Here is a 12,504-nt window from a genome sequence, read left to right on the forward strand (position 1 = left end):
CGGTGCCGGAGTCAGCGGACGGAGGCCAGCGCGGGGTGGTTCAGATGGACCGTATGGTCCCATTTGACCCGGCCGCTGTAGAGCGAGACGAGATAGGCCGAGAGCGCGCGGCGCCCAGCCATGATCGCGATCACGTTGGCCAGCGGCATTCGCAGCACCGCCATGATCCCCTCGCCGAGCGAGTATTCATGCGCCGTGAACGCCGCGCGCAGCAGGCAGCGCCACGCAAGCCCGGCAAAATTGGCGATCAGCAACAGCTTCAGCAGCGGATCGATGGGGCGCGATTGATAAACTCCCAGTTGCGAGGCGATGTAGAGCAGCGGCGAGATAATGAGCAGTATGTAAGCGCAAGCCAGCACGATGGCGGTCAGCGGCGCGCGGCGGTCGCGCAGCCGCATCCACAGTTCGAGCGGACGCGCGTCCCAGCCCAGCCGGTCCCAGCCCTGAAACGCGATGCCATGCATCCAGCGCGTCTTCTGGCGAACCGACGGGCCAAGGCCAGCCGGAAAGAACTCGCGCGTGGCGACAAGATGCCCATCGTGATCGCGCATGCGCAGGAACTTTGCCGCCCCGCCGATCTGGCCGACCAGCAGTCCGCACTCATAGTCTTCGGTCAGGCATTCCGCGGCAAAGGGCTCTGCGGTCCCGCGCCGAACCGCAATGGCTTCCACCGAAGCGCGGCTGAATGCGCAGCCAACGCCCGCCGAGGGCAGGCCGACACCGAGCCAATCGCGCACCACCATTGCCTTGCCGTGGGATTCGGCAAATTCGTCGCAGTAGTGACCGGCGATCCAGCGTGAGCCCGCCTGCGGTTCGGGCCGCACCGGAAGTTGCACGAAATCGGCATCGTCCAGCCCGCGGTCGAGCAGCGTCAGCGCTGCGGGGTGCACCATGTCCTCCGCATCATGGAGTATCACGCTGCGCGCCCTGAAGCCGCCGCGCGCCTCATCCTCGGTCAGCGCGGCATAGAGCCGGTTGAGGCAATCGGCCTTCGTAGTCGGCCCCGCACAATCATGCACCACGATGCGCAGCCGCGGATCGCGCGCTGCGGACACCATCGCCATCAGCGTTCCGGCATCGTTGCGATAGCACCCAGCGTAGATGCGCAGATCCTTCTGCGGCCATACCTTGAGCGTATGCGTCAGCATCGCACCGACCACCGCCGCTTCCTGCCACGCCGGAACGAGGACAGCCGCAACCCCTCGGAGCGGTGCATCGATATCCGCTGGCGCCTTGCCGGTTTGGACACGTCCGCTGAGCCGCAGCCACAGCCACAGCAGGTCGATTCCGAGTTCATCGAGTGTGCCCACCGCGAACCAGATCGCGGCGAAAAGAAGAAGCTCATGCTCGGCACGTCCGAGCCACTCCAATGCCGTGTAAAACGGCGTCATTACCTTGCCCTCGCGCCAAAAGAGGCACTATTCCCTATGACTTGAGTTACGCCCGATTATTTAACGTGGCAACGACACCAGACCAAAGGATTGGTTCGAGAATGGCGAGAAACCATGGCTCCGGCGGGCTCCGCACCAAGCTGGCCGCAAGCGAGGCAGCACCCGGGCTGATCCTGATGGCTTGCGCTGCAGTGGCCCTCGTGCTGGCCAATTCGCCGCTCGCTCACGGCTGGCACGACGTGTTCCTGCACGCCTTGCCGTGGAGTCCCGTGGCAAAACTCGCAAACCTGCACGAATGGATCAACGATGGCCTGATGGCCGTATTCTTTCTCGTCGTAGGGCTTGAAGTAAAACGGGAATTTGTAATGGGCGCGCTGTCGGACAACGCGCGCCGCCGCCTGCCCGTAATCGCGGCGATGGCCGGCATGGCGGTGCCTGCGCTCGTCTATCTCGCTGTCACCGGCAGGCACCCGGAGTTGCGTGGCGGCTGGGCCATACCCGCGGCGACCGACATCGCCTTCGCGCTTGGCGTGCTGGCCTTGCTGGGCAGCCGCGTGCCGCCATCCGTGCGCTTGTTCCTGCTGACGGTTGCGGTCGTCGATGACATTGGCGCAATTGCTGTCATCGCCCTTTTTTACACGACATCGCTCAATCTGATCTGGCTTGCACTGGGATTTGCGCTCTTCGCGGTGATGGTTGTTTTTAACCGATTCGGTGTGCGGGCGCTACCGCCCTATCTGGTTCTTGCCGCTGCACTGTGGTTCGCGGTGCTGCATTCGGGCATTCATGCCACGGTGGCCGGCGTGCTCGCGGCCTTCACCATCCCGGTAGCGCTCGATCGCCATGGCGACAGCCCCCTGCTGCGGCTCGAACACGCACTTGTCGGCGTCAGCGGCTTTTTGATCGTGCCGCTGTTCGGCCTTGCCAATGCCGGCGTTGCGCTCGGCGCCGGCAATCCGCTTGCGCCGCTGCCGCTGGGCATCGCGCTGGGCCTTATTCTCGGCAAGCAGGCCGGGGTGATGCTCGCCGTGTTTGGCTGCGAGCGATTGGGCATCGCATCGCGCCCGGCCGGTGCCACGCTCCTGCACGTGTGGGGCATGGCGCTGCTCTGCGGGATCGGCTTCACCATGAGCCTGTTCATCGGCGCCCTCGCCTTCACCGCGGCCCCTCAACTCGTCGAGGACGCCAAGCTCGGGGTGCTCGGCGGATCGCTCATTTCCGCGCTGCTAGGCGCCGCAGTGCTGCGTCTCGCCCCGCGCGCGGTACCGCGCTGATCGACAGCGGCGATCACGCAGACCCGAAACTTGCGTGAAACATCGCGGCGCAAAGGGTGTAAAGCATTGTGTACGCCACACATTCAAGGAAAGGACGCGGGACATGCCCGGTGACAATGCTTCCAAGGCCCTGATCGATACGCTCAACGGCCTCCTTGCGGATTACTTCGCGCTCTATCTCAAGACCAAGAACTACCACTGGCATGTGAAGGGCCCCCAGTTCCACGATCTCCACCTGCTGTTCGATGCGCAGGCGGCCGAGCTGTTCGCGCTCACCGATGTGATCGCCGAACGCGTCCGCAAGAACGGCGGCAATACGCTGACCTCGATCGGCGCGATCGCTGCGCGCAGCACCATTGCCGACGATGACCGCAACGGCGTGGATGCGGCAGCGATGATCGCCGCGCTGCGCGATGACAATGCCGCGCTGGTGGAGCGTATCCGCGCCGCCAAGGCTGCGGCGACCGCAGCCGGTGATAACGCCACCGAGGGCATGGCCGACGACTGGACCGATCAGGCGCAGCAGCGGGTGTGGTTCCTCAGCTCGATCCTCGGCTGACGGGTGCTTTCGCGGCTGCCGCCTTCGCTCCACCGCGCGCTGCTGCGGATCGGCCAGCCGGTCCGCCTGCGCGTGTGGGGCCTGCTGCGCCGCGAAATGCGTGGCTGCGGCGTGCTCGCTTTCGACCAGGCGGGGCACCTTTTGATGGTCCGGCACAGTTATCACCAGCGGGATCGCTGGCTGCTGCCGGGCGGCGGACTGGTGCGCGGCGAGGATCCGGTTCGCGCCGGCACGCGCGAACTGCTCGAGGAAGCGGGCTGCCGGCTCATCGACGGGGCGTGGATCGGCACCGACTTGCGGCAGATGCCCGGTGGCTGGATCAACCGGATCGAACTCATCGCCGGACGCAGCGAAGGCATACCCCACGCCGACGGGCGGGAAATCGCCGAAGCCGCGTTCTTCCCGCTCGATGCCCTGCCGCAATCGACCGGCGAAGTCGTCCACGTCGCGCTTGGTATCTGGCGCAACTGGCGCGCCTCAGAACGGTAGGCTGCCCTGTGCCGGATTGGGCCCCGTCTCGTCGGCCCGCGCCGGCACTGGCGCGCCGGCTTCCCCTTCCAGCGCCGATAGCGTCAGGCCCATCAACCGCACCGGCTGCTCCAGCGGGAGGAGCGCATCGAGCAACCCGCGCGCCGCTTCGGCGAACTGCGCTTCATCTGCCACCGGCCCCGGCAGCGATTTCGCCCGCGTGATCGTGCGGAAGCCGGTGTCCTTCAGCTTGAGCGTCACCGTCCGCCCCCGCGCGCCGCTGCGCTCGATCCGCTCCCACACCAGGCTGATGATCCGCTCCAGCACCTCGCGCAGCGCCGGGCCGGTCGCGATGTCGCGCTCGAACGTGCGCTCCCCGCCGACCGACTTGCGCGGACGATCCGCCCGCACCCGGCGCAAGTCGATCCCCCGCGCCGCGCGGTAGAGGTAATCGGCCTGCGATCCGAAATGCTGGCGCAGGAAGGCCAGGTCGCGCTGCGCAAGATCGCCCCCCGTCTCGATCCCCAGCGCCGTCATCTTCTCCGCCCCGCGCGGACCGACCCCGTGGAAGCGCTTCACCGGCAGCTTGGCCACGAATGCGGCGCCCTCGCCCGGCCGGATCACGCAGAGGCCATCGGGCTTGTTCTGGTCGCTCGCGATCTTGGCGAGGAACTTGTTGTAGGAAACCCCCGCGCTCGCCGTAAGTCCGGTTTCGGCCTTGATCCGCGCGCGGATCAGTTCGGCGATGCGCGTCGCCGAGCCGATTCCGCGCAGATCATCGGTCACGTCGAGATAGGCCTCATCGAGCGACAAGGGCTCCACATGCGGGGTGAAATGCAGGAAAATCCGCCGGATCTGCTGCGAGACCACCTTGTAGACATCGAACCGTGGCCGGCAGAAAATGAGCTCCGGACATAGCCGCACCGCGCGCACCGAAGGCATTGCCGAGCGCACACCGAACACCCGCGCCTCATAACTTGCCGCTGCCACCACGCCCCGCGCAGAGGAACCGCCCACCGCGACCGGCTTGCCGCGCAGTTCGGGATTGTCGCGCTGCTCCACGCTCGCGAAGAAAGCGTCCATATCGATATGGATCACCTTCCGCAGACCGCTGGTGGTCTCCTCTTCATCCGGATCGGTGGGCGGCTGCGCAGACATAGCGAGCATCCTACCCCTTTTCGCAGTGCAGCATAAAGCGCTGGGAACAATTGTCCGACATGCCTATAGGCTGCCAGCATGACGTCCCTTAATTCCGCCTCCGCCAGCCGGCCCGGCGCATCCCGAATGGGCCCGCGCGAGTTCGTGGTACTCATGGCGATGTCGATGGCGCTGCAGGCGCTGGCGATCGATGCCATGCTCCCCGCGCTTGCCGGAATTGCGCAGGATCTCGGCGTGAGCGATCCCAATCGGCGCCAGCTGATCGTCGGCATCTTCCTGATCGGCAGCGGACTTGGCGCGCTGATTCCGGGTTCACTGGCAGACCGCTACGGCCGCCGCCCCGTGCTGCTCGCAGGCCTTGCCGTCTATATCGCCCTTTCACTGGGCTGCGCGCTCGTCACCGATTTCTCCTCGCTTCTTGTGCTGCGTGCCGCGCAGGCTGTCGGCAGCGCCGGCCTTTCCGTCCTGCCCTCGGCGATTATCCGCGACAGCCACGGCGGGGATGCCATGGCCCGGCAGATGTCGACGATCACGGTGATCTTCATGCTCGTGCCGATGGTCGCGCCCAGCATTGGCCTCGCCGTGCTCCTCGTCGCAAGCTGGCGCTGGATCTTCGCGCTGCTCGCCTTGATGGGGGCCATCGTCGCGCTGTGGGTCTGGTTTCGCCTTGAGGAAACCCTCGATCCCGCCAACCGCCAGCCGATCCGCCCGATGACGATCGCGACCAACATGGTCACCGCTGCATCGGACCGCGCCTCGTTCGGCTATGTCATCGGCGGCGGCCTCATCCTCAGCGCGCTTTTCGGGTACGTGAACTGCGCTCAGCAACTGGTTGGCGAACACTTCGGCGCGGGGGCGTACTTCCCGCTGATCTTCGGCGCGACAGCACTGTGCATGGCCTTCGCCAGCTTCTTCAACTCGCGCATCGTCGAACGCTTCGGCGCGCGGCGAGTCAGCCACGCTGCAGTGCTGATATCGATAACCTTAAGCGCACTTCAGGTCTGGAATGCATCCAGCCCGGGCGAGACTTTGCTCGAGTTCATGCCGGTGATTGCGCTCAATATCTGCATGGTCGGCTTCATCGGCGCAAACTTCAGCTCGATCGCGCTGCAGCCCTTCGCACACATGGCGGGGGCAGCCAGCTCGGTGCAGGCGTTCCTGCGTATGCTGATCGGATCGGGCATCGGCATGGTGATCGGCCTTGCCTACGATGGCACCGCCCGCCCCCTCGCTCTCGCCTTTCTGGGCTGCGGCCTCAGCGCATTGGTGCTGGTGCTGTGGAGCGAGCATGGCCACCTGTTCCGCCGCATCAACCCGCGCGGCACCATGCGCGAAGTGCCGCTACCCGACACTCATTGCTGAAGCGGGGCCAAGCAGCCCCGCATAGAGCCGCAGCGCCTGCATGGCGGGCTCTGGCCGCCCGAAGTGGTAACCCTGCATGAGATGAATGCCGAGGGCCCGCGCGGCATTTGCCTGCGCTTCGCTTTCCACGCCCTCGATCGAGCAGCCGATGCCGAGTTGCCACGCCAGCGCGACGATCATGCCGGTCACCGCCCGCGCGCCCGGATCGCTGGAAAGCGCGCCGACAAGCTGGCGGTCGAGCTTGATCCGGTCCAACGGCAGGTCGCGCAGCTGCGACAGGCTCGACCAGCCTGCCCCGAAATCGTCGAGCGCGATGCGGAAGCCCTTGTCACGCAGCGCCACCAACTGCGCTGCCGCGCGCTTCGGATCTATCTGAAGCGCGCGTTCCGTCACCTCGAGCATCACCGAGGACGGGGCAGCACCAGCCTCGGCGACAATTTCGGCAATCGTGTCAGCCAGCCCCTCGCGCGCCACATCGCGCGCCGCGAGGTTGATCGAGACTTCGAGGCCCGTTTCCCATGGCCGGCATTCGGCAAGCGTTCGTGCCAGCACCAGCCGGGTCAGCTCGCCAGTGCGCCCCGTCGCATCGGCAATCGCCAGAAACTCGCCCGGCACCTGCCATTCGATTCCGTCCGGTGACCAGCGCGCCAGTGCTTCCATGCCCACCACGCGGCCATCGCGGCAATCAAAGATCGGCTGATAAAGCAGCCGCAGGCGGTCTTCGAGCGCGCAATCGTTGAACTGGCGCATCACGGCGATGTGCTGCTGCAGCGCAACCTCATCGTCCGGCCCGAACGCGACGATCGCCCCGTCACCGAGCTCCTTGGCCTTGTAGAGTGCCGCGTCCGCGCGTTCCAGGCACGTCGAAGCGGTATCACCATCGGTGCGATAGAGGCCGATCGAACCGTAGAGCCGAAGCGTTGCACCATTGAACGGGATCGGCTCGCGAACAGCATGCGAAAGCCTGCGCGCCGCCGCGATCACGGCATCGGCATCGCATGTTCCATCGAACAGGATGGCAAACTCGTCTCCGCCCAGGCGGCCGTGGGCCGTGACCCCTTCGATCAGGCCGATGCGGTGGTTCACCGTTAGCAACACATGATCGCCCGCGGCATGTCCGAACGTATCGTTGACGTGCTTGAACCCGTCGAGATCGAACAGCGCCAGCCACGGCCTGATCGCATCCTCGGGTGCGGCGAGATGCTCCTCGAGGCAGGCGAGGATGGCCCGGCGGTTGCGTCCGCCGGTGAGGTGATCGACCGTTGCCTGCCGGTAATGCGCGCTCGCCAGTTCGGCGGTCTGCCGCTCGCGCCGCACCAGCAACTGGCGCGACAGCTCCAGCCGCACGAAATCGCGGTGCTGGATCTGCGTCATCGCCAGCAGGATCACGGTGATGAACACCTGCGCCAAAGCGATTGGAACCGCATTGGGATGGCCGCTCGCCAGCAGGAACAGGCTCCACGGCAGTGTGAAGGCCATACCGAGGCGCAAAGCCGTCTGCGGCGAGTTGGCCATGCCGAGCACGGCCGAGAACATCGTGACCGCGATCACGAAGTGCAGCAGTTCGCGCTGGCCGGGATCGCCATAGGGATAGAGCCCGAGCGACCACGCGACGAACAGGAGCGCCGCCCAACCACCGAGTCGCTGCATTCCCTGAAGATCGGCACGCAGGCGCTCGACCGGTCGCTGGGCAACCTTGTCCGGCATCCAGTGCCATGCGCGATGCACGGCAACGAGGCTCATGACCGGACCGATCAGCACCAGCACTGGCGGCGCCGTGCCGTAAAAGCAGCTCGCCACGAGCAGCGTATTGAAGATCACGACAAGGTACAGCAGCGGCGCGCGGTGAGAGACGCTGAGCGCATAAGCTTCGGTGAAGGCATCGCCCGGACGCTGCTGCCAGTGGCGCCCATAGCATCGCAGGCTGCGGACAAAGCCGCGCAGCCAACGCCGTGCGCTGCCATGCACACCGGATCTTGGTTCGCCACTCACCATCGCGGTGGTTTACTGCGGGGAGAGTTAACGCCTTCTCAAACTCCGGCGTGAATTATCAATGGAATTGGAGAACTTTAACACCCGAAACGGACCAAATCTGCTCCGCAGTAATGGTTACCCCGCCGCACCCGTCAGCACCGCGACAAGCGCCTTGACCTTCTTCTGGCGCCACTGCGGCAGCGGAGCCACCAGCCAATAGGATCGGCGGCACCGGTCTGGCGCCCCCAGCGGCACGACCTTGCCCGCAGCAATCGCGCTTTCCGCCAGCATCAGCGGCACGCGTGCCTTGCCGAGGCCTGCGGCCGCCGCGCTGATGGCCGTGCCTCCGTCGCCGACCGAGAACTGGGTTTCGCGGGCCTCGCCCTCTGGCGCGGGATCACCCGGCCATGCGATCCAGGGCGCATCTTCGCCCGCATCCGGTGCTGCCACGACCTGCATCAGCGGCTCACCCAGCGAAATGCCTTCAAGATCCCCGGGCCCTTCCGCCCAGCGCACGGCAAGGTTCAAATTCGCCTCGGTAAAATCGAGTTCGCCATCGCCAACAAGCGCGAACCGCAGGCCCGGATTGGCGAGCCGGAACGCGGCAAGACGGGGGCTCAGCCACGCCGCAAAGAAATCGCGCGGGCAGGCCACGGTGTAGACGTGGCTCGATTGCCCGGCCTGCATCGCCTGCACGCCTTCCTCGAAGCGGAGGAACCCCTCACGGATCGCGTCGAGCCCAGCTGCGGCCTCGTCGGTCAGGACCAGCCCCTTGGTCGTGCGGCGAAACAGCACCACGCCGAGCAGGTCTTCCAGCGCGCGAATCTGCTGGCCGACCGCTGCGGGGGTCACCGCCAGCTCATCCGCCGCGCGGGTGAAGGAAAGGTGCCTGGCTGCGGCATCGAGCACGCGCAAGCCGTTGAGCGGCAGATGGGTCCGCTTCATCCTGCCCTGCCCGGTCAGTTCGCGGTGGCGGGAGCGGCGAGCGGGAAGAAGGGGATCGCCACATCCACCATCGAGCCATCCGCCCGCTGCATCGTGTAGTGGCCTTCCATGCTGCCATGCGGCGTGCCGAGCGGGCAGCCCGACACATAATCGTGCGAGGCGCCGGGGGCGAGCAGTGGCTGTTCGCCAACCACGCCCTCGCCATCAACGAAGTTGATCATCCCCCGCCCATCGGTGATGCGCCAGTGCCGCGAGAGCAGGCGAATCGATTGGTCGGAGCCGTTTTCGATCCGGATATGATAGACCCAGAACCATTTGCCGGCATCGATGCGCGACTGTTCGGGCAGGAAATTGACAGCGACGCGCACTGTCACTCCCTCCGTCACGGCAGCATGCTGGAAGAGTTGCTTCATAACGCACAAGCTAACGCAAGTTGGCGCTGGTTCCAACGGGGGATTCATCCATTCACCGCCTTGCCGCAACCTGTGGCAATCTCCACACGTGGCATTCAATGCTCATCCGCGCCCCCGCCATTCTGTGCGCTTCGCGTGCCCACGGTGAACACGGCGCGGTCGTGCGGCTGCTGACGGCGGACCACGGCCTTGTTGCTGGTTATGTCGCTGGTGCACGGGGGCGCACGCTGCGGCCCGTGGTGATCCCGGGCAATCTCGTCGCCGCCGAGCTTGTCTCGCGTTCCGCGAGCCAGCTGCCCTCGGCCAAGCTCGAACTCGTCACCAGCCGTGGTCCATGGCTCTCCGAACCGCTCGCAAGCGCCGGAATCGGCTGGGTCACCACGCTGACCACGCGCGCCCTGCCCGAAGGTCAGCCGTTCCCGGCCATCCACGCCGCGCTGGAGGCCGTCCTCGATGCAATCTGCCACGCGCCATCCGCGCGCGGCTGGGCCCGCGCGGTTGCAGCCTATGAAGCGCTGCTGCTGCATGAGGTCGGCTATGGCCATGCCCAGCCTCCGCCGGCAGACGAACCCTGGGAAAGCCTGCTCGCCCGGCTCGATCGGCAAGGCATCGCGCTTGCAAAGCACCTGCTTGCCGATCCGCGCCGCGATGGTATGGCGGCCCGCGCCATCCTGATCGAGCGATTCAGGCGGATCGATGGCGGCGCGCACTGATATCTCAGGGATGGTATTGATGAAGATTGCAGTTCTGCCGGGCGACGGCATCGGCCCCGAAGTGACGCGCGAAGCGCTGCGCGTGCTCGATGCGCTGGACCTCGGCATCGAACGCGAGGAAGCGCTCGTCGGCGGCGCGGCCTATCATGCCAAGGGCCATCCGCTGCCGCCCGAAACGCTCGCCCTTGCCGAAGCCTCTGACGGCATCCTGTTCGGCGCGGTCGGTGATCCCACCTGCGATGCGCTCGAACGCCACCTGCGCCCCGAACAGGCGATCCTCGGCCTGCGCAAGGCGCTGACGCTGTTCGCCAATCTGCGCCCGGCCAAGGTCTTCGCCGGTCTGGAAGATCACTCCGCCCTCCGCCCCGAAGTCGCTGGCGCGATCGATCTGCTAATCGTGCGCGAACTCAACGGCGACGTCTATTTCGGCGAGAAGGGCTTCCGCACCACGCCTTCGGGCGAGCGCGAGGGCTGGGACATGATGTCCTATTCGGAAAGCGAAGTGCGCCGCATCGCCCACGCCGGCTTCCGCGCCGCACAGGGCCGGAACAAGCGCCTCTGCTCGGTCGACAAGGCCAATGTGCTCGAAACCTCGCAGCTCTGGCGCGACGTGGTGATCGAGGTCTCGGCGCAGTATCCCGACGTCGCGCTCGAACACATGTACGTCGACAACGCCGCGATGCAGCTGGTCAAGAATCCCGGCCAGTTCGACGTCGTCGTCACCGGCAACCTGTTCGGCGATATCCTCTCGGATCTGGCCTCGATGTGCGTCGGCTCGATCGGCATGCTCGCCTCGGCCTCGCTGGGCGAACGGCAGACCGCGCATGGCACTTTCGGCCTCTACGAGCCGATCCACGGCTCCGCGCCCGATATTGCCGGCAAGGGCCTCGCCAATCCGATGGCGACCATCCTTTCGCTCGCCATGCTGCTGCGCCACTCGCTTGGCCTCGCCGAAGCGGCGGACCGCGTCGAGGCGGCTGTCGCGCGCACATTGGCAGACGGCGTTCTCGGCCGCGATCTGGGCGGAACCGCCGGCACCACGGAAATTGGTGACGCGGTGCTCGCAAGGCTGTAAGCGCGCGCTCCATGCTGCAACTCGCTGTCATTCTTCCCACGTTCAACGAGCGCAAGAACATCGCGCCGATGGTCGAGCGCCTCGACGCCGCGCTCAAGGGCCTCGCGTGGGAAGCCATCTTCGTCGACGACAACAGCCCTGATGGCACCGCTGAGGAAGCGCGCCGCATCGGCCGCGATGATCCGCGCATCCGCGTGATCGAGCGTATCGGCCGTCGCGGCCTCGCCTCTGCTGCGATCGAGGGCATGTGCGCCACTGCCGCGCCCGTGGTCGCGGTGATGGACGCCGATCACCAGCACGATCCGGCCCTCCTCCCCGGCATGTACGAGGCGGTGAGCGGCGGGAACTACGACGTTGCCTACGCCTCGCGCTTTGCCGAAGGCGCCAGCACCGAAGCGTGGGGCCGTCCGGACCGCGTGAAGGCATCCGGCCTTGCCAACCGCATCGCCCGCCGCGTGACGGGCGTGCAGCTTTCCGATCCGATGAGCGGCTTCTTCATGCTCCGCGCCGAAACCCTGCGGGCCGACGCGCACCGCCTGTCCGGCGTCGGTTTCAAGATCCTGCTCGACATTCTTGCCACGGTCGACGCGCCGCTCCGCGTCAAGGAATTCCCGTTGAACTTTGCCGCCCGCGCCGAAGGCGAAAGCAAGCTCGATCGCACCGTGGTGTTCGAATTCCTGATCGGCCTCTACGACAAGTGGCTCGGCCGCATCATCCCGACGCGGTTCGCCCTGTTCGGCACGATCGGCGGCCTCGGCGTGATCGTCCACATGGCGGTGCTCGCCTCAGTGCTCGGCGCGTTCGGGCAGAAGGTGCTGTACCACAACTGGTCGGACCAGATCGAATTCATCATCGCGCAGACCTCCGCCGCGGTGGTCGCGATGACGTTCAACTTCGTCCTCAACAACGAACTGACCTACGCCGACAAGCGCCTGCGCGGCTTCGTGCCCCTGCTGCGCGGCTGGGCCAAGTTCGCCGCGACATGCTCGGTCGGCCTCCTCGCCAATGTCGGCGCCGCGGCCGCGCTGATGCGCATGGGCTTCCACCCCTACCCCGCCGCGATAGTCGGCATCGTCGTGGGCTCGGTGTGGAACTTCGCGCTGTCCAGCAAGTTCGTCTGGGGCAAATACTGAGCTTTCAAATACAGAGCTCAAGATATACCCTCCGTGCGG

Annotated in this window: 12 protein-coding genes; 7 read left to right on the forward strand and 5 right to left on the reverse strand. The window is 66.1% G+C overall.

The window, feature by feature from the left end:
* Positions 1–11: 11 nt before the first annotated feature.
* On the reverse strand, positions 12–1,391 hold the full coding sequence (locus NSE01_RS11145) for a glycosyl transferase family protein (protein WP_147159686.1): 1,380 nt from the start codon (positions 1,389–1,391) through the stop codon (positions 12–14).
* A 101-nt stretch (positions 1,392–1,492) separates the two neighbouring features.
* On the opposite strand from NSE01_RS11145, the gene nhaA reads away from it, so the two are divergent.
* The 3 genes from nhaA (at position 1,493) to NSE01_RS11160 (ending at position 3,713) form a co-directional block, all read left to right on the forward strand.
* The gene (gene nhaA / locus NSE01_RS11150) at positions 1,493–2,665 is read left to right on the forward strand and encodes a Na+/H+ antiporter NhaA (RefSeq protein ID WP_147159687.1); all 1,173 of its coding nucleotides are present in this window, start codon (positions 1,493–1,495) and stop codon (positions 2,663–2,665) included.
* A 103-nt stretch (positions 2,666–2,768) separates the two neighbouring features.
* On the forward strand, positions 2,769–3,224 hold the full coding sequence (locus NSE01_RS11155; protein WP_147159688.1) for a Dps family protein: 456 nt from the start codon (positions 2,769–2,771) through the stop codon (positions 3,222–3,224).
* A 3-nt stretch (positions 3,225–3,227) separates the two neighbouring features.
* Complete coding sequence (locus tag NSE01_RS11160) at positions 3,228–3,713, forward strand: NUDIX domain-containing protein (protein ID WP_246135169.1); 486 nt, start codon at positions 3,228–3,230, stop codon at positions 3,711–3,713.
* Here the strand turns inward: NSE01_RS11160 and dinB are convergent.
* Entirely contained in the window at positions 3,702–4,850 is a 1,149-nt protein-coding gene (gene dinB / locus NSE01_RS11165; protein ID WP_371863213.1) for a DNA polymerase IV, read from the reverse strand. The two genes, NSE01_RS11160 and dinB, sit on opposite strands and share 12 nt — an antisense overlap.
* A gap of 78 nt (positions 4,851–4,928) precedes the next feature.
* Between dinB and NSE01_RS11170 the strand changes: the two genes are divergently transcribed.
* Positions 4,929–6,212: a multidrug effflux MFS transporter gene (locus NSE01_RS11170; protein WP_147159690.1), complete on the forward strand. Its 1,284-nt coding sequence runs from the start codon at positions 4,929–4,931 to the stop codon at positions 6,210–6,212.
* On the opposite strand, the gene NSE01_RS11175 is transcribed toward NSE01_RS11170, so the two are convergent.
* The 3 genes from NSE01_RS11175 to apaG form a co-directional block, all read right to left on the reverse strand.
* Positions 6,192–8,180, reverse strand: coding sequence for a putative bifunctional diguanylate cyclase/phosphodiesterase (locus NSE01_RS11175; protein ID WP_246135170.1), 1,989 nt, complete (start codon positions 8,178–8,180; stop codon positions 6,192–6,194). The two genes, NSE01_RS11170 and NSE01_RS11175, sit on opposite strands and share 21 nt — an antisense overlap.
* 141 nt (positions 8,181–8,321) lie before the next feature.
* The gene (locus NSE01_RS11180; protein WP_147159692.1) at positions 8,322–9,131 is read right to left on the reverse strand and encodes a LysR family transcriptional regulator; all 810 of its coding nucleotides are present in this window, start codon (positions 9,129–9,131) and stop codon (positions 8,322–8,324) included.
* Positions 9,132–9,145: 14 nt separating this feature from the next.
* Positions 9,146–9,544: a Co2+/Mg2+ efflux facilitator ApaG/CorD gene (apaG, locus tag NSE01_RS11185; protein ID WP_147159693.1), complete on the reverse strand. Its 399-nt coding sequence runs from the start codon at positions 9,542–9,544 to the stop codon at positions 9,146–9,148.
* A gap of 98 nt (positions 9,545–9,642) precedes the next feature.
* Between apaG and recO the strand changes: the two genes are divergently transcribed.
* The 3 genes from recO to NSE01_RS11200 are packed head-to-tail and all read left to right on the forward strand — an operon-like array spanning position 9,643 to position 12,465.
* Positions 9,643–10,257, forward strand: coding sequence for a DNA repair protein RecO (gene recO / locus NSE01_RS11190; protein ID WP_147159694.1), 615 nt, complete (start codon positions 9,643–9,645; stop codon positions 10,255–10,257).
* 19 nt (positions 10,258–10,276) lie between these two features.
* Complete coding sequence (leuB, locus tag NSE01_RS11195; RefSeq protein WP_147159695.1) at positions 10,277–11,332, forward strand: 3-isopropylmalate dehydrogenase; 1,056 nt, start codon at positions 10,277–10,279, stop codon at positions 11,330–11,332.
* 11 nt (positions 11,333–11,343) lie between these two features.
* On the forward strand, positions 11,344–12,465 hold the full coding sequence (locus NSE01_RS11200) for a glycosyltransferase (RefSeq protein ID WP_147159696.1): 1,122 nt from the start codon (positions 11,344–11,346) through the stop codon (positions 12,463–12,465).
* Positions 12,466–12,504 lie beyond the last annotated feature (39 nt).

It is taken from the genome of Novosphingobium sediminis (assembly GCF_007991615.1).
In the GTDB taxonomy this organism is placed as follows: domain Bacteria; phylum Pseudomonadota; class Alphaproteobacteria; order Sphingomonadales; family Sphingomonadaceae; genus Novosphingobium; species Novosphingobium sediminis.

Coding starts and splice junctions, on each gene's coding strand:
- NSE01_RS11145 (WP_147159686.1), bottom strand. CDS start 1,391: ATGACGCCGTTTTACACGGCATTGGAGTGGCTCGGACGTGCCGAGCAT.
- nhaA (WP_147159687.1), top strand. CDS start 1,493: ATGGCGAGAAACCATGGCTCCGGCGGGCTCCGCACCAAGCTGGCCGCA.
- NSE01_RS11155 (WP_147159688.1), top strand. CDS start 2,769: ATGCCCGGTGACAATGCTTCCAAGGCCCTGATCGATACGCTCAACGGC.
- dinB (WP_371863213.1), bottom strand. CDS start 4,850: ATGTCTGCGCAGCCGCCCACCGATCCGGATGAAGAGGAGACCACCAGC.
- NSE01_RS11170 (WP_147159690.1), top strand. CDS start 4,929: ATGACGTCCCTTAATTCCGCCTCCGCCAGCCGGCCCGGCGCATCCCGA.
- NSE01_RS11180 (WP_147159692.1), bottom strand. CDS start 9,131: ATGAAGCGGACCCATCTGCCGCTCAACGGCTTGCGCGTGCTCGATGCC.
- apaG (WP_147159693.1), bottom strand. CDS start 9,544: ATGAAGCAACTCTTCCAGCATGCTGCCGTGACGGAGGGAGTGACAGTG.
- recO (WP_147159694.1), top strand. CDS start 9,643: ATGCTCATCCGCGCCCCCGCCATTCTGTGCGCTTCGCGTGCCCACGGT.
- leuB (WP_147159695.1), top strand. CDS start 10,277: ATGAAGATTGCAGTTCTGCCGGGCGACGGCATCGGCCCCGAAGTGACG.
- NSE01_RS11200 (WP_147159696.1), top strand. CDS start 11,344: ATGCTGCAACTCGCTGTCATTCTTCCCACGTTCAACGAGCGCAAGAAC.